The 23,209-nt window shown below is 64.4% G+C and carries 22 protein-coding genes; 14 read left to right on the top strand and 8 right to left on the bottom strand.

The window, feature by feature from the left end; genetic code table 11:
• Nucleotides 1-81 precede the first annotated feature (81 nt).
• From PHP91_RS10630 to PHP91_RS10615, 4 genes are all read right to left on the bottom strand, one after another.
• On the bottom strand, nt 82-2,601 hold the full coding sequence (locus tag PHP91_RS10630) for an ATP-binding protein (protein WP_300140341.1): 2,520 nt from the start codon (nt 2,599-2,601) through the stop codon (nt 82-84).
• Nucleotides 2,602-2,616: 15 nt separating this feature from the next.
• The gene (locus PHP91_RS10625) at nt 2,617-3,033 is read right to left on the bottom strand and encodes an Hsp20/alpha crystallin family protein (RefSeq protein WP_300140339.1); all 417 of its coding nucleotides are present in this window, start codon (nt 3,031-3,033) and stop codon (nt 2,617-2,619) included.
• 142 nt (nt 3,034-3,175) lie between these two features.
• A complete protein-coding gene (locus tag PHP91_RS10620) occupies nt 3,176-3,358 on the bottom strand; it encodes a hypothetical protein (protein ID WP_300140337.1) in 183 nt (60 codons plus the stop codon).
• A 29-nt stretch (nt 3,359-3,387) separates the two neighbouring features.
• Complete coding sequence (locus PHP91_RS10615; protein WP_300140335.1) at nt 3,388-5,523, bottom strand: EAL domain-containing protein; 2,136 nt, start codon at nt 5,521-5,523, stop codon at nt 3,388-3,390.
• 195 nt (nt 5,524-5,718) lie between these two features.
• Here PHP91_RS10615 and PHP91_RS10610 point away from each other — a divergent pair, with 195 nt between their 5' ends.
• The 4 genes from PHP91_RS10610 to epsC all read left to right on the top strand — a co-directional run bounded on the left by PHP91_RS10610 (nt 5,719) and on the right by epsC (nt 9,194).
• Nucleotides 5,719-5,979: a DUF493 family protein gene (locus PHP91_RS10610; protein ID WP_300140333.1), complete on the top strand. Its 261-nt coding sequence runs from the start codon at nt 5,719-5,721 to the stop codon at nt 5,977-5,979.
• Between the two features lie 178 nt (nt 5,980-6,157).
• A complete protein-coding gene (gene nifS, locus PHP91_RS10605; RefSeq protein WP_300140331.1) occupies nt 6,158-7,333 on the top strand; it encodes a cysteine desulfurase NifS in 1,176 nt (391 codons plus the stop codon).
• Nucleotides 7,334-7,344: 11 nt separating this feature from the next.
• Nucleotides 7,345-8,277, top strand: coding sequence for a cysteine synthase A (cysK, locus tag PHP91_RS10600; protein ID WP_300140329.1), 933 nt, complete (start codon nt 7,345-7,347; stop codon nt 8,275-8,277).
• A complete protein-coding gene (epsC, locus tag PHP91_RS10595; protein WP_300140327.1) occupies nt 8,274-9,194 on the top strand; it encodes a serine O-acetyltransferase EpsC in 921 nt (306 codons plus the stop codon). Before cysK ends, epsC begins: the two co-directional genes overlap by 4 nt.
• A gap of 111 nt (nt 9,195-9,305) precedes the next feature.
• Here epsC and PHP91_RS10590 read toward each other — a convergent pair whose 3' ends face one another.
• Together PHP91_RS10590 and PHP91_RS10585 are read right to left on the bottom strand one after the other, a co-directional pair.
• On the bottom strand, nt 9,306-10,037 hold the full coding sequence (locus tag PHP91_RS10590; RefSeq protein WP_300140325.1) for a transporter substrate-binding domain-containing protein: 732 nt from the start codon (nt 10,035-10,037) through the stop codon (nt 9,306-9,308).
• Between the two features lie 141 nt (nt 10,038-10,178).
• Nucleotides 10,179-10,790: a tetratricopeptide repeat protein gene (locus PHP91_RS10585; protein ID WP_300140323.1), complete on the bottom strand. Its 612-nt coding sequence runs from the start codon at nt 10,788-10,790 to the stop codon at nt 10,179-10,181.
• A 210-nt stretch (nt 10,791-11,000) separates the two neighbouring features.
• Between PHP91_RS10585 and ileS the strand changes: the two genes are divergently transcribed.
• From ileS to PHP91_RS10550, 7 genes are read left to right on the top strand one after another with little or no spacing between them, the layout of a single operon-like run.
• Entirely contained in the window at nt 11,001-13,823 is a 2,823-nt protein-coding gene (ileS, locus tag PHP91_RS10580) for an isoleucine--tRNA ligase (protein WP_300140321.1), read from the top strand.
• 4 nt (nt 13,824-13,827) lie between these two features.
• Nucleotides 13,828-14,325: a signal peptidase II gene (gene lspA, locus PHP91_RS10575; RefSeq protein WP_300140319.1), complete on the top strand. Its 498-nt coding sequence runs from the start codon at nt 13,828-13,830 to the stop codon at nt 14,323-14,325.
• 13 nt (nt 14,326-14,338) lie between these two features.
• Nucleotides 14,339-14,566 carry a PLD nuclease N-terminal domain-containing protein gene (locus PHP91_RS10570; RefSeq protein WP_366141561.1) on the top strand — a complete coding sequence of 76 codons (228 nt, stop codon included), beginning with the start codon at nt 14,339-14,341 and terminating at the stop codon, nt 14,564-14,566.
• A gap of 5 nt (nt 14,567-14,571) precedes the next feature.
• Nucleotides 14,572-15,525 carry a tetratricopeptide repeat protein gene (locus PHP91_RS10565; protein ID WP_300140317.1) on the top strand — a complete coding sequence of 318 codons (954 nt, stop codon included), beginning with the start codon at nt 14,572-14,574 and terminating at the stop codon, nt 15,523-15,525.
• Nucleotides 15,526-15,585: 60 nt separating this feature from the next.
• A complete protein-coding gene (locus PHP91_RS10560; protein WP_300140315.1) occupies nt 15,586-16,026 on the top strand; it encodes an NIL domain-containing protein in 441 nt (146 codons plus the stop codon).
• 16 nt (nt 16,027-16,042) lie between these two features.
• On the top strand, nt 16,043-16,561 hold the full coding sequence (locus PHP91_RS10555; RefSeq protein ID WP_300140313.1) for a PilZ domain-containing protein: 519 nt from the start codon (nt 16,043-16,045) through the stop codon (nt 16,559-16,561).
• A gap of 17 nt (nt 16,562-16,578) precedes the next feature.
• The gene (locus PHP91_RS10550) at nt 16,579-17,316 is read left to right on the top strand and encodes a protein phosphatase CheZ (RefSeq protein WP_300140311.1); all 738 of its coding nucleotides are present in this window, start codon (nt 16,579-16,581) and stop codon (nt 17,314-17,316) included.
• Between the two features lie 89 nt (nt 17,317-17,405).
• On the opposite strand, the gene mgtE is transcribed toward PHP91_RS10550, so the two are convergent.
• The gene (gene mgtE, locus PHP91_RS10545; RefSeq protein WP_300140309.1) at nt 17,406-18,740 is read right to left on the bottom strand and encodes a magnesium transporter; all 1,335 of its coding nucleotides are present in this window, start codon (nt 18,738-18,740) and stop codon (nt 17,406-17,408) included.
• Nucleotides 18,741-18,901: 161 nt separating this feature from the next.
• Here mgtE and nadC point away from each other — a divergent pair, with 161 nt between their 5' ends.
• The 3 genes from nadC to nadB are packed head-to-tail and all read left to right on the top strand — an operon-like array spanning nt 18,902 to nt 22,439.
• On the top strand, nt 18,902-19,768 hold the full coding sequence (gene nadC / locus PHP91_RS10540; RefSeq protein ID WP_300140307.1) for a carboxylating nicotinate-nucleotide diphosphorylase: 867 nt from the start codon (nt 18,902-18,904) through the stop codon (nt 19,766-19,768).
• Between the two features lie 14 nt (nt 19,769-19,782).
• Nucleotides 19,783-20,823: a quinolinate synthase NadA gene (gene nadA / locus PHP91_RS10535; protein ID WP_300140305.1), complete on the top strand. Its 1,041-nt coding sequence runs from the start codon at nt 19,783-19,785 to the stop codon at nt 20,821-20,823.
• A gap of 26 nt (nt 20,824-20,849) precedes the next feature.
• The gene (gene nadB / locus PHP91_RS10530) at nt 20,850-22,439 is read left to right on the top strand and encodes an L-aspartate oxidase (RefSeq protein WP_300140303.1); all 1,590 of its coding nucleotides are present in this window, start codon (nt 20,850-20,852) and stop codon (nt 22,437-22,439) included.
• A 283-nt stretch (nt 22,440-22,722) separates the two neighbouring features.
• On the opposite strand, the gene PHP91_RS10525 is transcribed toward nadB, so the two are convergent.
• A partial coding sequence (locus PHP91_RS10525) for an IS110 family transposase (RefSeq protein ID WP_300140301.1) occupies nt 22,723-23,209 on the bottom strand: 487 nt, incomplete at its 5' end.

The raw sequence follows: 23,209 nt of genomic DNA, 5'->3' as shown, positions 1-23,209 counted from the left end.
GATTCCCTTTCAAGAAAAAGGGGGCGGCCCACGGCGCGCCCCGTTGTTTTTTCCACAATACAACTTTCCGTGACGACTTGATTACTTCTTTTCTGTCGGCTTCTTGCCGCCGGACTTCTTGCTGGTGGGCTTCTTCTTGGCCCCACCCTTTCCGTCGTTGTCTTCCTTGCCGAAGGCGGCCAGCTTGTCGGCCAGGCTGCGCAGCCTGGCGTCGGCCAGGCCGTTGATGGTGCCCGCCGGATAGGTCCCGTCCTTTTTGCGGACGCCCGCCTTGACGCCGGTGAGGATCTCGATGCCCTCGTCGATGGTCTTCACGGCCCAGACGTGGAACATGCCCGCCCGGACCGCCTCCACCACCTCGTCGCGCAGCATCAGGTCCCGGACGTTGGCGTGGGGGATCATCACCCCCTGTCCGCCGGTCAGCCCAGCGTGCTTGCAGCAGAGGTAGAAGCCCTCGATCTTCTCGTTGACCCCGCCGATGGGCTGGACCTCGCCGTACTGGTTCACCGACCCGGTGACCGCGACATATTGGCGGATGGGCTTGCCGGAAAGCGAGGACAGCAGCGCATAGAGCTCCGTGGACGAGGCCGAGTCGCCGTCGATGCCGCCGTAGGACTGCTCGAAGGCGATGCTGGCGGCCAGGGAGAGCGGCTTGTCCTGGGCGAAGCGGCTGCGCAGGAAGCCGGAGAGGATCAGGATGCCCTTGTTGTGCGTGGGGCCGGACATGTTGGCCTCGCGCTCGATGTTGATGATCCCCTCCTTGCCCAGGGAGGTCACGGCCGTGATGCGCGAGGGCTTGCCGAACATGTAGTCGCCCATGGAATAGACCGCCAGGCCGTTGACCTGGCCCGCGACCTCGCCGTCCGTGTCCACGAACAGGCTGCCCCGGTCGATCATCTCCTGGATGCGCTCCTCGATCTGGTTGGCGCGGTAGACCTTGGCCTCCACGGCCTCCCGGACGTGCCCGCCGGTGACGACCTCGGCCCCGGTCACGTTCGCGAAGTAGTCGGCCTCGCTGAGCAGATCGGCCAGCTTGGGGAAGGCCACGGATATCTTCTCCTGCCTACCGGCCCAGCGCACCGCCTCCTCCAGCACGGCGGCCACGCCGCTCCGGTCAAAGGCGCGCAGCCCGTTGCGCCCGCTCTCGGACCGAATGAAGCGGGCCACCTGGAGGGCGGTGTCCTCCCCCCGGTCCATGCTCGTTTCGTAGTCCGCGCGGACCTTGAATATCTTAGGCACGTCCTCGTCGTAGTTGCGCAGCAGCGCGTAGAGGTACGGGCTGCCCAGGACCACGACCTTGACCTCCATGTCGATGGGCTCCGGCTTCAGGCCGGTGGCGCTGATGAAATAGTAAGGGTCGAAGGTCTCTATCTCGATCTTCTCGGTCTTGAGCGACCGCTTGAGGGTCTGCCAGACGCCGGGCTCGAAGATGGCGTCCATGAGGTTGATCACCAGGTAGCCGCCGTTGGCCTTGACGAAGGACCCGGCCTTGATCTTGGTGTAATCGGTGTGCCACCCGCCCGAGCGGTCCTGGACGCGCTCGATGGAGCCGAAGAGGTTGCGGTAGGTAGGATAGGACTCGATGATGACCGGCGGGCCCTCCAGATCGGCGTTGTCCACCAGCAGGTTGACCTGGTAGGGCTGAAAGACCACCTCGGGCGGCGGCGGGCCGAAGACCATGCCCGGAATCATGCCCGGCTTGGGGGCCCCGCCCAGAGCCTTGATGCTTTCCAGGTCCTCGGCCATGTTGTCCAGCACGGAATCGAGATAGGCGTGGACCTTCTCGTCCGCGAACGCCTCCCGAAGCGGCTTCATGAAGTCCTCGGCCAGGGCCGTGAACATCAGCCGGTCAACCTCGTCGTGCTTGCGGTTGACTTCCTTCTGCAGCTTCTTGAGTTCCTGGACGATCTGGTCCAGCTCCTCCTTGAGCTCGGCCCGCTTGTCGCGCAGCCGCTCGAACTCCTCGCGGGGGAACCGGCCGTGCTCGACCATCTCCTCCAGCTCGATCATCCGCTTGGGCTCGCCGTCCACCAGGGGAACCACGTCCGGCCGCTGCACCGGGCCCATCTGCATGCGGACCACGACCAGGCCGGTGTCCTTCACCCGGTCCTCGATGGACTTGTAAAAGGCCATGACCTGCTTCTCGTGGGCCTCGGCGATGGCGTTCTTGCGGGCGATGTACTCCTCGCTGTCGAAGAGCTGCGGGGCCTCGCGCTTCACGGTGTCCAGGAACTCCTGGATGAGCTTCTTGAACCGGCTGCCGTCGCCCGCCGGGAAGCGCAGCATGATCGGCGCTTCGGGCTGCTTGAAATTGTTGACGTAGCAGACGTCGTCCGGCGCGCCGGTGCCGTCGGCCATCTCGTGCAGCAGGCGGCGGACGGTGGAGAGCCGCCCGGAACCGGGGTATCCGGTCACGAAGATGTTGTACCCCTTCTTGGCCATGCCCATGCCGAAGCGGAAGGCTTCGACGCCGCGCCGCTGGCCGATGATGTCATTCTGGGGTTCCAGTTCCGCTGTGGTGGTGAAGGGGAGCGCCTCCGGGTCCGGGGTCCACTTGAGTTGATCCGCGCCGAGAGGGGAAAGGGAATTCTTGCCGGGCATATGGTCTCTCCGTGGTTATCGCTTGAGCAGGTGGGCCAGGCGTCCGATCTCCGGACGAAGCTTGGGCAGCCGCACTTCCAGGACGCCGTCCGCGAACCGCACCTCGGCGCCGTCGGCGTCGATGCGGCACGGCAGGCGGATTTCCTTGCTGTAGGTCCGGGCCTCGCGCCGGCGCCCCTCCTCCACCACGCTCTGGGCCTGGATGATCAGGCGGCGGTCGTGCGCCGTGACGCGAACGGTGTCCGGATTCATGCCCCCGAGAGCCATCCGGGCCACGAGCCCGCCCTTCTCCTCCACGAGCTCAAGGTCGCCGGTCATCCGGCAGAGCATGACGGGCAGGTTGAAGTCGGCGCACAGGTCGTCGAACATCCGGTCCATGTCGCGACGCATGCGGCCGATCTCGTCGCGGCTCCATCGTTTCAAGTCGGGCATGGCGTCAACCTCCGGATTCGATTGGATAAAACTGCTTCCTGAACACCAGGGTCAGCCGGAAGGCCCGGAACACGGCAAGGGGAGAACGACGCGCATTCCCCCCTTCCGAAAGACTCGTCCGGCGTTCCGGACCGATCGTCGATCAAAGCCTCTTGAAAAGATTGGAGACGGCCAGGATCACGAACCCCGCGGAGACCAGCCAGAAAGGGCGAATCACGTCTTCCAGGGCGGGAACGGACATGACGTTCAGGTGGATGCAAATGCCCAGGACGCCGATAATGACTCCCACGATCCAGGTGATGAGTTGCGGTGCGCTCAGGTTCATCGTGCGTGCTTCTCCTCGATCCGATTACTTCAGGAATTCATGTACTTCTGCACCATGTCCTCCGCCTGGTCGGCGGGAACGGGCTTGGAATACAGATAGCCCTGACCGTAGTCGCATTGCAAGGAATAAAGCAGATCGCGCTGCCGCTCTGTCTCGATGCCCTCGGCCACGACCTGGAGCCGCAGGCTGTGGGCCATGTTGACCATGGCCCGGATGATTTCGATGTTTTCCGGCGCCTTCTCCATGTGCCGAACGAAGCTCAGGTCGATCTTGAGCTGGTCCACCGGGAACTTCTGCAGGTAGCTCATGGAGGAATACCCGGTGCCGAAGTCGTCGATGGCCAGCATGATCCCGAGGGCCTTGAGGCCGTTGAGCCGCCCCGTGGACTTCATGGCGTCCAGCATGACCACGGTCTCGGTGATCTCCAGCTTGAGCCGGTGCGAAGGCAGGGTCGTCTCCTCCAGGATGCGCCTCACATCGTGCACCAGGCTGGGCTCCCCGAACTGCTTGGCCGAGATGTTGACCGCCAGGGTCAGGCTCTCGGCCCCGGCATACCGCTCCCGCCACTGCCTGAAGGAGGCGCAGGCGTCGTGCAGCACCTGCACGCCGAGCGGCACGATGAGCCCGGTCTCCTCGGCCACGGGGATGAACTCGCCGGGCCCGACCAGCCCGCGCTCGGGATGCCGCCACCGGGCCAGGGCCTCGAACCCGTAGAGCGTGCCGTCGGCCAGGTTGACCAGGGGCTGGAAGAACGGCTCGAACTCCCCGGCCGAGAGCGCCCGCTTCAGGTCGTTCTCCACGGCCAGGATGTTGACGATCCCCTCCCGCATCCGGGGTGAATATTCCCGGGACCGGTTCTTGCCCGCCGACTTGGCCTTGTACATGGCGAGCTGGGCGTTGTGGACGAGATCCGCCTTGTCGACCTCGGAATTGCGGGTGATCTGGAACCCCATGCTGGCGGAGATGGCGAAACGGCTCCCTTCCAGCTCCAGGGGCTCCTCAAAGGCGGCCTGGACGGCGCGGACCGCGTCGCGCACGTCCGCCTTGCGCGGCAGGTCCTCCATGAGGATGACGAACTCGTCCCCGCCGAAACGGGCCAGGGTGTCGCCGGTACGGACCACCTGGGCGAGCAGCGTGGCGATGCGCACCAGCACCTTGTCGCCGGTGGTGTGGCCATAGTGGTCGTTGATGACCTGGAAACGATCGATGTTGATGAACAGAACTGTGAAATAGTTTCCGTTTTTTCCGGAATGATCGATGGCGCGCTCCACCCTGTCCAGGAACAGGCCCCGATTGGGCAGGCCGGTCAGCGGGTCATGGAGCTGGCTGTGCTTCAGTTGCTCCTCCATGCGCTTGCGGCTGGTGATGTCGCGCATGCTCATGCGGATGCCGAGGTCCTTGCCTTCGTCCGAGGAAATGGCGTGCTTCACCATGCTGATCCAGCGGACGCGGGCGTCGTTGTGATAGATGCGGAAGGTGAGCCCGCTGTCGTCCGTCGAGGACGCAAACATGAAATTCTGCCAGGCGGACAGGTCGTCGTGGTGTATGATCCGGCCCAGGAACTCGGGGTCGTCGAGAAAACGGCTCGGCGTGTAGCCGCTGATCCGCTCGCAGGAGGGCGAAACATAAGTGAAGGAGCCGTCCGGAGATATCCAGCTCTCCCAGTCGTAGTTGTAGTCCGCCACCATGCGGTAGCGCTGCTCGGACTTCTCCAGGGCCCGGCGGGACGCCTCCAGCTCCCCGACCACGGCCTCCAGCCGCCGGGTGGTCTTCTCCAGGGTCCGCTTGTTGCGGTGCAGGTCGGCGAAGACCGTCACCTTGCTCCGCAGGATCTCCGGCTCCACCGGCTTGAACAGGTAGTCCACGGCCCCGAGCTCATAGCCCCGGAAGACGTGACGCTGCTCCTTGCTGATGGCCGTGATGAAGATGATCGGCATGGTTCTCGACCGCTCGTCGTCGCGCAGCTTCTCGGCCAGCTCGAACCCGTCCATGTCCGGCATCATGATGTCGAGCAGGGCCACGGCGAAATCATGACGGTCGATGGCCTGCAAGGCCTCACGCCCATCGGACGCCAGAACCAGATTCAGGTTCTGGTTCTTGAGGATGCCCTCGATGAGCTTGAGATTGATTCGCTCGTCATCGACGACGAGCACATCCGCTTTCATTATTTCCATAAGTTAGTTCAAATGACGGTTTAAAATGGTATTCAAATATAAACTTAGGGAAACTGCGGAACGTTACAATTATAAACTGACGCGCCCGGCAGGATTGTGCGACGCCACAGGTTCGCGGAGACGAAAATTGACAAATGGGTGAACGCGGGATACTGCCCTGCCACCGACCCACCCGGAGGAAAGCACATGGACGATACCCAGGAGCGGTTTCACAAGCTTCTTGACGACCACCATCAGTGGCCCTGTCCCTATCTGTTCAAATTCATCGTTCCATTTGAAAAGCTCGATGAATTCAGCACGCTCTTCCAGGACCATGAACTGGTCAAGCGGCCGTCCCGAACCGGCAAATACGTCGGCGTCAGCTTCGAGAGCCATATGTGCTCCTCCCACGAGGTCATGGACATCTACCGCAAGGCCGCCCAGGTCCCCGGCGTCATGTCCCTGTAACCGCCCGGCCCCGAATATATATTTCATACGCTCAAACTCCGGAATTAGATTTACGGGTTTACAGGCCCCATTTCCGTACTTAGTTGTATGAACCGGGATATAAGCCGCTGGACGTCGCCACGGGCCGGGCCCATGGACGCCGACGCCTCGATCCTACCGCAACACCAGGCGGAACGCCATGCAGACCATCTATCTGGACAACAACGCCACCACGCGCGTGGACCCGGCCGTTTTCGAGGCCATGGCCCCCTTCTTCACCGAGCGCTACGGCAACCCTTCCTCTGCCTACGAATTCGGCCGCCAGGTGGCCGCCGACATTGACCGGGCCAGGCGGCAAACGGCAGCCCTGCTCGGCTGCGAGCCGGACGAAATCGTCTTCACCTCCTGCGGGTCCGAGTCGGACAACACCGCCATCCGCTCCGCCCTGGCCGCCGCCCCGGCGAAGCGCCACGTCATCGCCAGCCGGGTGGAGCACCCGGCCGTCCTCAAGCTGTGCCGACACCTCGCCGCGAACGAGGGGTACGACGTGACCCTGCTCGGCGTGGACGCCAAGGGCCGGATGGACCTGGAGGAACTGCGGGACGCCCTGCGCGGCGACACGGCCGTGGTCTCGGTCATGTGGGCCAACAACGAGACCGGCAACGTCCACCCCATCGCCGAAATGGCCGCCCTGGCCCATGAGCGCGGCGCGTTCTTCCACACCGACGCGGTCCAGGCCGTAGGCAAGGTCCCCATCGACCTCTCCGCCGTGCCGGTGGACATGCTGGCCCTGTCCGGCCACAAGTTCCACGCCCCCAAGGGCATCGGCGCGCTCTTCGTCCGCCGGGGCCTGCCCTTCCGCTCGCTGCTCATCGGCGGCGGGCAGGAGTCCGGCCGCCGGGCCGGGACCGAAAACACGGCCTTCATCGTCGGCCTGGGCAAGGCCTGCGAGCTGGCCGCAGCCCACATGGACGAGGAGCGGACGCGGGTCCGCGAGCTGCGCGACCGGCTGGAGCGCGGCCTGCTGGCCGCCGTGCCCGACACCGTGGTCAACGGCGACCCGACCTCCCGGTTGCCCGGCACCTCCTATCTTTCCTTCGGCTCGGTCTCGGGCGGGGACATCCTGCGCGAACTCGACCGGTACGGCATCTGCGCCAGCACCGGCTCGGCCTGCTCCGCGGCCAATCCCGAACCCTCCCACGTCCTGACCGCCATGGACGTGCCCCTGCGCCACGCTGTCGGGTCCGTGCGCTTCAGCCTGGGCCGGTTCAACACGGCCGGGGAGGTGGACCGCGTCCTCGCCGTCCTGCCCGGCATCATCGAGAATCTGCGCGTCGGCCACTCCGGTGGAATCGGCCACGCCATCAACCCGTAAGGAATCATTTCATGCACATCGCCAACGACATGACCGAGTTGGTGGGCCGGACCCCCATGGTCCGCCTGAACCGCCTTTCCGAGGGGCTCGGAGCCACCGTGGTGGCCAAGCTCGAATCCAACAACCCCTGCGGCTCGGTCAAGGACCGCATCGGGCGGAACATGATCGAGGCCGCCCTTGCCGACGGCCGCATCAACGCCGGAACCGTGCTGGTGGAGCCCACCAGTGGCAACACGGGCATCGGCCTGGCCTTTGTCTGCGCGGTCAGGGGGATGCGCCTGATCCTGACCATGCCCGAAAACATGAGCATGGAACGGCGCAAGCTGCTCAAGGGGCTGGGAGCCGAGCTGGTCCTGACACCGGCGGCCGAGGGCATGAAAGGGGCCATCGCCAGGGCCGAGGAGATCCTCAAGGGGTTGGACAACGGGTTCATGCCCATGCAGTTCGCCAACCCGGACAACCCGGCTGCGCACCGCGCCGCCACCGCCGAGGAAATCTGGGCCGACACCGACGGCCGCGTGGACGTCTTCGTGGCGGGCGTGGGCACCGGCGGCACCCTGACCGGCACCGGCGAGGCGCTCAAGGCGCACAAGCCAGAAGTCAGGATCGTGGCCGTGGAGCCCAAGTCCTCGCCCGTGATCTCAGGCGGCCAGCCAGGCCCGCACTCCATCCAGGGCATCGGCGCGGGCTTTGTGCCCGACGTCCTGAACACGGCGATCATTGATGAAATCATCCCCATCGGCGACGAAGAGGCCGTGGACACGGCAAAGGAACTGATCCGCCGGGAGGGCATCCTCTGCGGCATATCCTCCGGGGCCAACTGCGCCGCCGCCCTCAAGCTGGCGGCCCGGCCCGAAAACGCGGGCAAGATGATCGTCTTCATCGTCTGCGACACCGGCGAACGCTACCTGAGCACCCCGCTTTTCGAAGAGGAGCCCGCATGACCGAACAGGATTACACCCTGGCCGACGTGGTCGCCCTGCTGGTCGAATCCGGCGACAACGGCCCCGTCTCCCACCGCTATTCGGACGACATGCCCATGCCGTCCGTGGAGACCCTCTCCGAGATAGTGGAATCACTGCGCACCGTGCTCTTCCCGGGCTATTTCGGCCCGTCGGAGATCACCCCGGACACCATGCCCTACTACATCGGGGCCACCCTGGACCGCGTGGAGCGCCAACTGGCCGACCAGATCAACCGAGGCTACTGCTTCGTCTGCGAGATGGAGTCCGGCGGCAAGTGCCGGGAGTGCGCCGACCGCGCCCGGGATGTGGCCCGGACCTTCATCACCCGGCTGCCCGCCATCCGCCGCCTGCTGCTCAAGGACGTGGGGGCCGCCTACGACGGCGACCCGGCGGCCAAGAGCCACGGCGAGACCATCTTCTGCTACCCCTCGGTGCGCGCCCTGACCAACCACCGCATCGCCCACGAGCTCTACAGGCTCGACGTGGACATCATCCCGCGCATCATCGGCGAGATGGCCCACTCTGACACGGGCATCGACATCCACCCCGGAGCGACCATCGGCGAAAGTTTTTTCATGGACCACGGCACGGGCACGGTCATCGGCGAGACCTGCATCATCGGCGACAACGTCCGCGTCTACCAGGGCGTCACCCTGGGGGCCAAGAGCTTCCCCAAGGGCGACGACGAGCGGCTCATCAAGGGACTGCCCCGCCACCCCGTGGTGGAGGACGGCGTCATCGTCTACGCGGGCGCGACCATCCTCGGCCGCGTGACCATAGGCAAGGGCGCGGTCATCGGCGGCAACGTCTGGATCACCGGCGACGTCCCGGCCGGGGCGCGCATCGTCCAGTCCCGCGCCCTGCACCAGTCCTTCACGGACGGCAGCGGCATCTAGTCGGCCGAAAAGACAAGAAATGAAGGGGAAGCGCGGCCTGCCGCGCCTCCCCTTTTGTTTTCGGATTTCCGAGCCGTCGGCGCAAATGTCCGCCGAAACCGGATCGGCGGCTCAACGACGGAAATTGCGCCGGAGGATATCGTCATAGGTCCCGTCGGCCTTAAGCCTGTCCAGGACCGCCTGCCACCGGGCGATGGTTTCGTCGGGGATGTCCCTGGAAAAAGCCAGCCAGGCGGAGGACTCGCCGAGCTTGCAGTCCGTGCGCTCGAAGTCCTCGGGATCGAGCCCGGCCTCCCTGACCATGAAGTAGTAGGTCCGCTCGCCCATGAGCACAAGGTCCACCCGGCCTTGGACGAGCTTCTGATAGCTGGTGTCGTAGCTCGGTCCCACGTCGAGATTGCCGAACCCCCTGGCCTTGAGCGCCTGGTGGGTATAGCCGTCCCGGCGCACGGCGATGCGCGCCACCTTGCGGGCGTCGTCCAGCGTCCGGATATTCAGCCCGGCCCCCCGCTTTTGAAAGAAATAGTCGCCCTCGCTAAAGACCGGTCCGACCCATTTGAAGAGCGCCTCGCGCTCGGGAATCCGGACAATGGCGAACAGGGCCTGGCGCGGGCTGCTCTGAGCCAGTTCATAGGCCCGCAACCACGGCACGACCACCAACGGATTGGAATCATCGACCTCGGCCTGGATGGCCCGGACCACATCGGGGGCCACGCCGCAGAGACCGTCTCCCGATTTATAGACCAACGGAGGATAGAGGATCGCCTGCATGTGGATGTCCTCGGCGAAGACAACCGGGCAGGAAAGGAACAGGACTGCGATCGTAATCGCAAGAACACGCATTATTCACTCCGAAGCGTTTAGAACCGCACCGAAGGTGCGTATACACTATCGACGATAATATATCTACGGGCGTGATGGGGGTTTGTTTCATTTTTGCCGCATCCGGCGAATCCGGTTCCCGACCGGGGCGACCTGCCGCCGCTATTTCTCGGTCTCGCGGATCAGGTCCGCCAGGGGCCGCCCGTCCGGGGTCCGGGCCTGGGGATCGTCCGCCAGCAGCCCTTTCCAGATTTTCAGGGCGTTGGCCTTGTCGTTCAGGTCGAAATAGTAGACCACGCCCATATTGTAGCGCGAGGTGGTATGGGCCGGATCGATCTTCGCCGCCTGGCCGAAGGCCTCGATGGCCTTGTTGAACCGGCTGGTCCGCCGGTACATGACGCCCAGGTCGGACCAGACGTCGGCCCGCATGGGGGAGAGTTCGAGGGCGTGCTCGTAGGCGGCCACGGCCTTTTCGAACAGCCCGTTGTCGAAGCAGTAGTTGCCCAGGTCCACCCAGGCGTTGGCGTCGGTCGGATGCGCCGCCGTTTCCTGCTCCAGCCTGGACAGGGTCGCGACGTCGCCGCCCGCGGGCGCGGACGCGGCGGTCGGCGCGGGGGCAGCTCCCTGCCGCTGCCCCACGTAGAGCATGGTCACGGTGTTGCCGACGAACGCGCCGACAAGCAAGGCCATGACCACCAAGATGATGCAGGTGGACCGCTTGACGAGACCGCCGCCCGCCTCTTCCTGACCGCGCCTCGGCTGGTCGTTTCCCATATTTCCCTCCCAAGGTGTCGATGCGAAACCGATCGCGGTGAATACACCGATTCCGGCGCGGTGCACAAGCATGTGCAAGCCATCGCCCGTTCGCCCGGAAACCCCAGCCAGGCTTGACTTCCGGCCCATGTTGTACCAATCTACCCCGATTCATTTGAACGACAGGTATCATTAAGTGAAATATATCGCCGTCGGAGGACCGCAACAGCCATGAGCGACTACAAGAAGACCCTGCTCCTGCCCCAGACCAATTTCCCCATGAAGGCCAACCTCAAGCAACGCGAGCCCGAGATGCTCAAGTTCTGGGAGGAGACCAAGGCCTACGACGCCATGGTCGCGGCCGGGGACCCCGACGACGCGTTCGTCCTGCACGACGGCCCGCCCTACGCCAACGGGCACATTCACATGGGCACCGCCCTGAACAAGGTTCTCAAGGACATCATCGTCAAGTCCCGCAACATGCAGGGCCAGCAGGCCCAGTATGTGCCCGGCTGGGACTGCCACGGTCTGCCCATCGAGCACAAGGTCGAGCAGGAGCTCAAGGCCAAGGGCAAGGAGCTGGACACCCTGACCATCCGCAAGGTCTGCCGATCCTACGCCGCCAAGTGGCTGGACGTGCAGCGCAAGGAATTCAAGCGCCTCGGCGTGCTCGGCACCTGGGAAGATCCGTACATGACCATGAAGCCGGAATACGAGGCCGCCACGGCCCGCGAACTGGGCCGGTTCATGGAGCGCAACGGCGTTGTCCGGGGCAAAAAACCCATCTACTGGTGCTGCGACTGCCACACCGCCCTGGCCGAAGCCGAGGTGGAGTACGAGGACCACACCTCTCCCTCCATCTACGTCCGCTTTCCGCTGCCGGACGAGAATTTCAAGAAGATCGCAGACGTGGACGTGTCCAAACTGTTCATCGACATCTGGACCACCACCCCCTGGACCATCCCCGACAACCTGGGCGTGGCCGTGCACCCGGACTTCGACTACGTGCTGGTCGAGGCGGGCGACGTCTACCACATCCTGGCCGAGGGCATGCTCCCGCAGTGCGCGGAAAAGTTCGGCTGGGACGAGCCTGTCATCCTGGCCGCCTTCAAGGGCTCGGTCCTGGAGAACCTCAAGGCCAGGCATCCCATTTACGACCGCGAATCCCTGGTGGTCCTGGCCGACTACGTCACACTGGAGACCGGCACCGGCTGCGTGCACACCGCGCCCGGCCACGGCCGCGAGGACTTCGAGACCGGCCTGAGGTACGGCCTGGAAATCCTCTCGCCCATGAACGACCACGGCGTGTTCACCCAGGAGGTCGAATACTTCGCCGGGCTGAACGTCTGGGAAGCCAATCCCAAGGTCATCGAGAAGCTGACCGAACTCGGCAACCTCCTGGCCACGGAAAAGATCACCCACTCCTACCCGCACTGCTGGCGCTGCAAGCAGCCGGTCATCTTCCGCGCCACCACCCAGTGGTTCATCGGCATGGACGAGAACGACCTGCGCAAGCGGGCGCTCGACGCCATTCGCAACGACGTGCAGTGGATTCCGGCCTGGGGCGAGGAGCGCATCCACAACATGATCGCCAACCGGCCCGACTGGTGCATCTCCCGCCAGCGCAACTGGGGCGTGCCCATCTCGGCCCTGATCTGCAAGGACTGCGACGAGACGTGGTTCGACGCCAAGTGGGTCTACGACATCTGCGACAAGTACGCCAGGCACGAGACGGGCTGCGACTACTGGTTCGAGGCTCCCATTGAGGAGTTGGTCCCCGAGGGGCTGACCTGCCCCAAGTGCGGCGGCACCCACTGGAAGCGCGAGACCGACATCCTGGACGTCTGGTTCGACTCCGGCACCAGCTTCGCCGCCGTGCTCGAAAAACGGCCCGAGCTGCGCTTCCCGGCCGACCTCTACCTGGAGGGCTCGGACCAGCATCGCGGCTGGTTCCACTCCTCCCTGCTCGCCTCGGTGGGCACCCGCGACGTGCCGCCCTACAAGTCCGTGCTCACCCACGGCTACGTGGTGGACGCCGAGGGCCGCAAGATGTCCAAGTCCATCGGCAACGTCCTCGCGCCCCAGGAGATCATCGACAAGTTCGGCGCGGAAATCCTGCGCATGTGGGTCTCGGCCTCCAACTACCAGGAGGACATCCGCATCTCGGACGAGACCCTGAACCGGCTGGTGGACGCCTACCGGCGCATCCGCAACACCTGCCGCTACCTGCTCTCCAACCTGAACGACTTCGACCCCGCAACCCGCGTGGCCGTGGCCGACATGCTCCCGCTGGACCGCTTCGCCCTGGACATGGTGCGCCGCCATCACGCCACCATCCGCAAGGCGTACCAGGAATATGAGTTCCACAAGGTCTACCACACCCTGCACAACCTCTGCGTGGTCGACCTCTCTTCCTTCTACCTCGACATCATCAAGGACCGCCTCTACGTGGAGGAGAAGAGCGGAGTGAAGCGCCGCTCCGCCCAGACCGTGCTCTGGCAGATCCTGCTGATGCTGCTGGAGGACATGGCCCCGGTCCTGTCCTTCACGGCCGAGGAGGCGTTCCAGAACCTGCCCGAGGCCATCAAGGCGGACCTGTCGCAGACCGGTACGGTCTTCGCCCTGCGCTTCGCCGCCGACGATCCCGCCCTCTCCGCCGACGAGCGCTCCCGCTGGGAAACCCTGGCCTGCGTGCGCGCCGACGTGAACAAGGCCATCGAACCCAAGCGCAAGGACGGCGTCATCGGCAAGTCCCTGGACGCCAAGGTCACCCTCTACGCTCCCGAGGAAATCCGCGAGTTGGTCGCCTCCGACGAGCTGGACGCGCGCGAGTTCTTCATCGTCTCCGACGTGGCCCTGGCCGACACGGCCGAAGCGCCCGCCGACGCCTTCTCCGGCGAGGACGTGGAAAACCTGCGCATCACCGTGGAACCCGCTCCGGGGCGGAAGTGCGAGCGCTGCTGGCGCATCAGCAACGACCTGGGCGCGGACCCGGCGTTTCCGGACGCCTGCCCGCGCTGCACCGAGGTGCTGCGAAACCTGGACCGGGAATAGGCGGATGGGCCGATACCGATACGCGACCCTGCTGGCGGCGGGCGCCGTCGCCCTGGACCAGGCCACCAAGGCCTGGGTCTCCGCCTCCATGGAGCCGTGGACCGGCTTCCCGGTCATTCCGGGATTCTTCAACCTGGTCCACGTGCTCAACCGGGGCGCGGCCTGGGGCTTCCTGAACAGCGAGCACATCGCCTGGCAGCGGCCGCTGTTCATCGCCATCGGCCTGGTCGCCCTGGGGCTCATCGGCTATATGCTGAAGAGCGCCGACCGGTCCGACCGCTGGCTGACCACCGGCCTCTCCCTCATCGCGGGAGGCGCGGTGGGCAACCTCGTGGACCGCGTCCGCCTCGGCGTGGTCACGGACTTTCTGGACTTCTACCGGGGGGACTGGCACTGGCCCGCCTTCAACGTGGCGGACATCGCCCTGTCGGTGGGGGCCGGATGCATCATCCTCTCCATGCTGCTCAACCGCAAACGGGACGACGCCCGCAAGCCGTCCTAAGGAGCCCGAAACCGTGTTTCCCGACTTTTCCGCCGTCACGCCTACCCAATGGGCCATCGCAGGCCTGGCCGTGGCCGTCTGCTTCTCGTTCAGCGCCTGGACCATCCTCGACGTCTGGCGGAGGGACTACGATCTGCCGAGCGAAAAGGTGGCCTGGATGCAACTGTGCATTTTTATTCCCATCTTGGGCTCTCTGGCGTATCTTCTGATCGGACGGAAACGAGGGACCAAACGAGGATAGCCTACATGATCAAATATTTTCGAACGATACTCGTCGCCTGCCTGCTCCTCTCCATGGCCGGTTGCGTGACCAGGACCGACATGGAAACCCTGCAGATCGAACGGCAGCAGGACGTCAACCGCATCCAGCAACTGGAGGCCGAACTGGCCGAATCCAAGGCGCTGCTGCGGCAGGAAATCGAAAAATCCCAGTCGCCCGTGCGCGAGAAGACGGCCGACACCTGGGCCGAACTCCAGGCCCTGCGCGCCGACTTCGCCAAGCTGCGCGGCGAGCTGGAAACCCTGAACATGCGTCTGGACCGCCAGGTGGGCGCGGCCGACTCCGCCACGACCCTCGACAGCCTGAGCTCCGAACTCAAGGAGGTCGAGTTCATCCTGGAGAACCAGCTTCAGGCCGACCTGAGCAGCCTGCACAAGCCCGCAGCGGCAGCCCCCGCTCCCGCCGCCGAGGGCGAGTCCAACGCCACGGCTCCGGCGCCCGCTCCCGCCGCAACGCACTCCCCGGCTCCGGCGGCCCAGACGGCTCCGGCCGCACCGGCGGCCCAGGCCGCCAAAGCCGAGGCGGCCGCCCCGGCCAAGCCAGCGGACGCGGCCATGGCCCTCTACGACAAGGCCTACGACCTGTACAAACAGGGCGAGTTCGAAAAGGCGCGCTCCTACTGGGCCGAATTCACGGATACTTTCAAGAAGCACACCTACGTGGCCAGCGCCGTCTTCTGGCAGGGCCAGTGCTACTACAAGCTCGCGGACTACGCGCGGGCCGTCATTTTGTACGAGGACGTCATCGACAAGTACCAGCAGAGCTCCAAGTACCGCTCCGCCCTGCTCATGGCCGCCTATTGCTGGGACAAGCTGGGCAAGCCCGAGCTGGCAAAGATGCGCCTTGAGGAAGTGGTGAAGAAGTTCCCCGGCACGCCCCAGGCCACCCAGGCCAAGCGCGCCCTGGAAAAAATGAAGTAACCCGGCCGGGCGGTTGTGCAAACCGGCCCCGGCGTGCCATAGATACCTGGCAGGTCAATCATGAAAGAAGTCGTCAAGGGTTTTCGCAAAATCGTTTATCTCTCATTCCCCCCGGAGGTTTCGGGTCGTCCCGTGGTCTGCAACCTGACCCGGCTCTTCGACCTCAGCTTCAACATTCTCAAGGCGGACATCAGCCCCCGCCACGAGGGCGCCATGACCTTGGAGGTCTCCGGCCTGGAGGAGGACTTCCACAAGGGAATCGGCTATCTCAAGGAGAACGGCATCCGCATCACGCCGGTGGCGCACAAGATCTTCCGCAACGAAGAATCGTGCACTCACTGCGGCCTGTGCACGGCCATGTGCCCCACCGGGGCGCTGGCGCTGGAAAAGAGCGACAAGACAGTGGTCTTCGACGTGGACAAGTGCTCCGCCTGCGGCATGTGCACCCGCGTCTGCCCGGTCAAGGCCATGACCCTGGATACGGAGGACGGCCGCCAATAACCAGACAGGAGAGGCCATGAGCGAAGAAAAAAGAACCTTTTCGCGCGTCTCGGTCAGGCTGAAGGGGCATGCCCGCATCATGCATTCCCTGGATTCCTCGCCGATCTTCACCGGCGACGCCGTGGACGAACCCTCGGCGTCCGAAGCGCTGTTCCACAACAGCAAACTGCCCGAGGACCTGACCCGTTTCCTCGCCGAGATGGACCGCAAGCTGGAGCGCGTCCTCGGCCTGCTGAGCCAGGACCGCATCCGCTCCGATTTCCCGGTGTCGGTGGAGATCATGGAAATCTCCGCTGCCGGGGTCAAGCTGAGGACCCAGGAAAAATTCGCGATCGGCACGCCGCTGGAACTCGTCATCCAGCTCAGCTACGCCCCCCTGCGCATGGCCGGGAGCAAGGGACGCATCGTGGGCATGGACGAGGACACCGGCCTCTACCGTTTCGAATTCGTGGACACAAGAGCGGCGGACATGGAGGCCATCGTCCGCTTCGTCTTCCGGGAACAGCGGGAACAGATCAGAAACGCCAAAATGTAGTCGCTCAGGAGAAGCAGATGACCGCCAACGAAGAACTCGTCCGGCAGATGATGGAGCAGGTCTCCGAACAACTGGTGACAAACCTCAGGGAGTCCATCACCAGGGCCGTGGAGAAGGAGATCGCCAGAAGCCTCTCCAAATCTCTTCTGGAGGGCGAATTCTATCGCCGGGTCAACGAAGACCTGCAGGAAGGCCTCAAGCAGATCTACCAGGAAGTCAAGGCGGCCAAGGGCGGCCGGGAAATCCACTGCATCGAGGCCGAGGTCGACCCCGAGGACCTGTTCAACGACACCTCGGACCAGCTCGACGCCGTGCTCCGCACCACCGAGAAGGCGGCCGTGGACATCATCGACATCGTGGAGCGGCTCCAGGAGCTCCAGCTTTCCGTCACCAACATCCTCAAGGGGTTCGAGTCCGGCGGCGTGACCAAGAAATCCCGCCAGGAACTCAAGAAAATCAACCAGACCCTTGGCGACGAACTTTCCTCCATCATGGTCACCCTGAGCTTTCAGGACCTCACCGGCCAACGCATCAAAATCATCATCAACTCCCTCCGCCAGGTCGAGAAAATCGTGCGCGAGGTCATGCTCTCCACCGGCCTGATGATCCGCCAGCGGGAGCAGGAGCCCGACCGCGACATCGACGCCCTGTCCGAGGACGCCAAGATACAGGCCAGCTCCAAGCTCATGGGCCCCTCCGAAGAGGCGAGCCAGGGCGACGTGGACGACCTCCTCGCCTCCCTCGGACTTGACTAGGGCCGAACGGCCTCAGCGACAAAAAGGCGCTCCGGTTTGCTCCGGAGCGCCTTTTGCGTTTCTCTGGGGGAGGTCTCCCCTTTTCCGCCTCAGTTCAGCAGAACCAGACCCGCCAGGCCCAGGAGGAAGAGGAAGCCCATGGAGTCGGTGATGGTGGTCAGGAAGATGCTGGAGGCCTGGGCCGGATCGCGTCCCAGCTCCTTGAGCAGGAGGGGGATCGAGGCCCCGGCGAAGGCGCCGAGCATCATGTCCATCCACAGCGCCACGCCCATGACCGACGCCAGCATGAGCTGATGCGATGAGAAGTACACCGCGCAGAAGACCAGTACCGAAATGATGACGGCATTTGCCAGGCCGACGCGCAGTTCGCGCAGCACGGCCAGCCAGGCCCGCTTGCGGTCGAAACGCTCCATGGCCAGTTGGCGGATCATGACGGCCAGGGCCTGCTGGCCCGTGTTGCCCGCCTGGTTGGCCACGATGGGCATGAGCACGGCCAGGACGGCCATGGACTGGATGTTGCCCTCGAAAAGATGAACCACCCAGGCGGAGACGGCCGAGAAAAGCACGTTGAGGCAAAGCCAGGGCAGCCGCTTGCGCACGGAAAAAGGCACGGGCGAGTCCGTGCTCTCGTCCGCGCCCGCGCCGACCATGGTCTGCATGTCCTCGCTGGCCTCTTCGTGGATGATGTCGATGACGTCATCGACCGTGACCACGCCGAGCAGCCGGTTGCCGAAATCGACGACGGGCAACGCCAGCAGGTTGTAGCGCGCGATGAGGTGGGCCACCTCCTCCTTGTCAACGTTGTAGCCGACCGAGATGAGGTTCTGCTCCCTGACCAGCTCCTTGAGGGCGATGCCGCGCTTGGCCAGCAGCAGGTCGCGCAGGGATACGACGCCCATGAGGCGGTCCTTCTGGTCGGTCAGGTAGGCGTAGTAGGGAACTTCCTTGTCCTCGATGTCCTGGCGGATCACGGCGATGGCCTGATCCGGGGTCAGGTCCTGGTCGAGGATGACCGCCTCGGTGTTCATGACGCCGCCCGCGGTGTCGGGATCGAAAGTGAGCAGGGTTTTGAGCTCGGCCCGCTCCTCGGCCGGGACCCGGATCAGCAGGGCGTGGCGAAGGTCGGGGTCGAGCCCCTCCAGCAGGTCGGTGGCGTCGTCCGGGGACATCTGCTCGACGATGCGGGCGGCCAGCCCCTGGTTGAGCCGCTTGACCAGGGCCTGCTGGTCGTGAGGCTCCATCTCCGCGATTGACTCCGCAGCGTCCTTGATGGGAAGCTGCTTGATGAACTTCACCTGATCCGGGATGTCGAGGCCTTCAATGGCTTCGGCAGCGTCGGCCGGGTGTTGCGCCTCAAGCTCGGCGGCGGTCAGGCCGTCAGAGTTTTCAAGGGGCGTTTCGCGGAGTTCCTCGTTCGTGCTCATGCAGAGGATTCGTAGCCCAAATCCACCCTCAGGTCAAAGAAATCCGCTGTTTTCTTGTGTGTTATTATTGTGAAATATTTCATCAACTCACTGTTGCTTGACGAAACGGCATCCGTGCTATACTTGGCATCAACCATAGGCACGAAAACGGGATTGCAACCATGCCCACCATGACTTTCGACGATTTCTTCCGGGCAGAAGCCCGCATGTTTCTCCTGGCAACCATCCGCATCGCCCTGGCCGAGGACGGCGCGGACCTCACCTCGGACGGGCTCTTCGCGGAAAACGACATGGCCCAGGCCGTCATCACCGCCAAGCAGGAGACCGTGGTCGCCGGACTGCCCATCCTCCCCATGGTGCTGGAATTCGGCGGGGCCGACTGCCAGTGCCACCTCAACGTGGACGAGGGGGACAAGGTCTCGCCCGGCACCCTGGTGGCCGCCCTGCAGGGCCCTGCCCGTCAGTTGCTCAAGTCCGAGCGGGTCATGCTCAACTTTCTCTGCCACCTCTCCGGCGTCGCCAACCTGACCGCACGCTACGTGGCCGAGCTCAAGAGCACCAAGACCCAGTTGCTCGACACCCGCAAAACCCTGCCGGGCCTGCGCTTTCCCGAGAAATACGCCGTGCTGGCCGGCGGCGGGCACAACCACCGCCTGACCCTCTCGGACATGCTCATGCTCAAGGACAACCACGTCGACCGGGCCGGCTCCATCACCGAGGCCGTGGCCGCCCTGAAGCTGGCCCACTCCCCCTGCCCGCCCATCGAGGTGGAATGTCGCACCCGCGAAGAGGTGGAGGAAGCCGCCAGGTGCGACATCAAGCGGATCATGTTCGACAACATGGATCATGACGCCATCCGGGAGGCCCTGTCCCTCATCCCCGACACCATCGAAACCGAGATCAGCGGCAACATCACCCTGGAGAACATCCGCTCCTACGGCGAGCTGGGCGCGGACTTCATCTCGGTGGGCAGGTTGACGCACTCGGCCCCGTCCTCAGATTTTTCCATGCAATTCATTCCGTTATAACCAAAAGGAACATTGTGGAAAACGCCAAGGAAACCATTGATCGAATCCGCGAGGCCATGGGCGACCGTCTCGTGATCCTGGGGCATCACTACCAGTCCGACGCGGTTATCGCCCACACCGACATCCAGGGCGACTCCCTGGAGCTCTCGCGCAAGATCGGCGACCTGAAGGCCGAACACATCATCTTTTGCGGCGTCTTCTTCATGGCCGAATCCGCCGCCATCCTCGGCCGCCCGGAGCAGAAAATCCACATCCCGGACACCGGCGCGTCCTGCCCCATGGCCGACATGGCCGAGGCCGGACGCGTGGAGGAAACCCTGAACATCCTCCAGCAGAGCGGCCGCAAGATCATCCCCCTGACCTACGTGAACTCCTCGGCCGCGGTCAAAGGCGTGGTCGGCCGCTTCGACGGCTCGGTCTGCACCTCGGCCAACGCCCGGACCATGCTCGCCTGGGCCCTGAAGCAGGGGGACGCCGTCCTCTTCCTCCCGGACCAGCACCTGGCGAACAACACCGCGAATTTCCTGAATATCCCCGAGAACAAGCGGCTGCTCCTGCCCCGCGACGTCATCGACGGATCCCCGGCCCTGTCCATCGATCCCGCAGGGGCCGAAGGCAAACGGCTCATCGTCTGGCCCGGCTACTGCCCCATCCATGAGGAATTCGGGGCCGACGCCATCCGCGCCTTGCGCGAGCGCCAGCCAGAAGCCAAGGTCGTGGTCCATCCCGAGTGCTCCCCGGAGGTCGTCCGCGAGGCCGACGGCGACGGCTCCACCACCTTTCTCATCAAGTACGTGGAGGAAGCCCCGGCCGGGTCCGCCATCTACGTCGGCACCGAGGCCAACCTGGTCAACCGGCTGGCCGCCCGTTACGCCGGGGTGAAGACCGTCCGGCCCCTGGCCGTCAGCCTGTGCGAGGACATGGGCAAGATCACCGAGGCCAACCTCGCCGCCCTGCTCCGCGACATTGAAACCGCAGCGCCGGTCACCGTGGCCGACGACGTCAAAACCGCCGCCCGTCTCGCCCTCACCCGCATGCTCGATGTTTGCGCCTGATCCCGCATGGTGGTAACCCAATACCCATGAACGATTTCCGACTGCAATGTGACGCCCTGGTCATCGGCTGCGGCATCGCCGGCTCCCTGGCGGCCCTGACCCTTGCCGAGGAGAACCTCGACGTCATCCTCATCACGGCTGGGGACTCCCTGACCAGCGGCAACACGCGGCTGGCCCAGGGCGGCATCGTCTACCGCAACGAAAACGACGATCCGCGCATCCTGGAAAAGGACATCATGACGGCCGGCTGGAAGCACAACTACGCCCGCGCCGTCCGCTTCCTGGCCCGACGGGGACCAGAGGTGCTCAAGGAGGTCTTCCTCGAAAAGTACCGCATCCCCTTCAACCAGCGCAAACCTGGCGACTGGTACCTGACCCGCGAGGGCGGGCACACCCTGCCCCGCATCCTCTACTGCGACGACCACACGGGCCAGAACATCATCGACGTGCTCTCGGCCGAGGTGACGAAGCACCCGAACATCCGCGTCCTGACCAAACGCACGGCCGTGGACCTGCTGACCACCCAGCACCACGCCAGGCACCTGGATTTCAAGTACAGCCTGTCCAACGAGTGCGTCGGGGCCTACGTCTTCAACCAGGAGCGCGGCGCGGTTGAGACCATTCTTTCCAAGTATACCCTCCTGGCCACGGGCGGCATCGGCCAGATCTACCTGCACACCACCAACACCCCCGGCTCCATCGGCTCGGGGCTGGTCATGGCCTTCCGCGCCGGGGCCCGGCTCATGAACTGCGAATACGTCCAGTTCCACCCCACCACCCTGTTCGGCGGCGCCAAGCGGGGCGAACGGCGCTTCCTGGTCTCCGAGGCCGTGCGCGGCGAAGGCGCGGTCCTGGTGGACGCCAAGGGCGAAGCGTTCATGAAGCGCTACGACTCCCGCGCCGACCTGGCCCCTCGCGACATCGTGACCCGCGCCATCATGGACGAGATGCTCATTTCCGGCGACGACTGCGTCTACCTGGACGTCTCGCGGGTCAAACAGGACGTGCGCAAGCGGTTCCCGACCATCTACGAACACTGCCGCACCATCGGCGTGGACATGTGCAAGGACCTGGTGCCTGTCGTCCCGGCCGCCCACTACTTCTGCGGCGGCATTCAGGTGGACACGCGCGGCCGAACCACCCTGGATCGCCTCTACGCTGCCGGGGAATGCAGTTGCACCGGCCTGCACGGGGCCAACCGCCTGGCCAGCACCTCGCTGCTCGAAGGCATGCTCTGGGGCTACACGGCGGGCAAGGACATCGCCGCCCGCGCGGCCCGCAGCGCGGAGTTGAGCCGCAAGCTCAAGGACAGCATCCCGGAATGGGTCAGCGAGGGCAACAAACACAACGAGGACCCCGCCCTCATCTCCCAGGACTGGTCCAACATCCGCAACACCATGTGGAACTATGTGGGCGTGGTCCGCACCAGCGACCGGCTCAAGCGCGCCTTCACCGACCTGCGCAAGCTGACCAAGGACCTCCAGGACTTCTACAAGGAAACGGCCATCTGCAAGCCGGTCATCGACCTGTTCCACGGCTCCCAGGCAGCCTACATCATCACCCTGGCCGCCCTGCGCGACACCGAAACCAAGGGCTGCCACTACCGGGTGGACTAGCCTTGACGCAACCGGCAATCCCGGCCCTTCGGGTCGCAGCGAAACGGATTCAAGGCCCCCGGCGACGGGGGCCTTTTCTTATGAGGCCCCATGTCAATCCCTCCCATCTGCCCTGTCTTCGACTGTTCACAGGCCAGACTCTACCCTCACCATTGCGGCTAATAGAGTGTATTCCTTTTCTTATTCGTGCTCTGCGGCACCAAGTACCGATTCGGTACGGTAGTTGTTTTGGATCGCCATTTTTGTTCGTAGTCGATGCTACCTAAGGCCCCCCGCGATCCGTTCAGGCCGTTGCCGGTGGCAAGCTGAGCTTCCACAGCAATGCGGCCAGCTTTCGAGCCAGCGCGGTGATCGCCTTTTGCGGCACGCCGTGTCGGCTCAAAATTCGATTGTAGAACTCCCGCGCCCATTCATCCCGTTGCTTCCAGCCCCAGGCCGCCTCCACGAGCAGGCTTCGCAACCGGCGTTGCCCCACCGGACGGATGAACGACTTTTCCTTCCCCCCGCCGCTTTGCCGGACGACCGGAGCCAGGCCGAGGTATGCCGTCACCTCCTCGCTGCTGCTAAAGCGTTCGGGCCGGTAGATCTCGGCCGCAAAGGCCGTCGCCACCACCTCGCCGACGCCGGGAACGGACCTCATGGCGGAGATGCGTCGCGCCTCGTCTTGTTCCCTGGCGTGAAGGCGCAGCAGGGCGTCCACCTCGCGCTGAGCCGTTTTTAGGTAGTGCAACTCACTGAGAAGACAATTTTTTGTCGCGTTGGCGCAGTGG

The sequence above is a fragment of the Pseudodesulfovibrio sp. genome, assembly GCF_028692895.1.
Classification (GTDB): Bacteria; Desulfobacterota; Desulfovibrionia; order Desulfovibrionales; family Desulfovibrionaceae; genus Pseudodesulfovibrio.
This window is presented reverse-complemented; position numbering and strand designations above follow the sequence as displayed.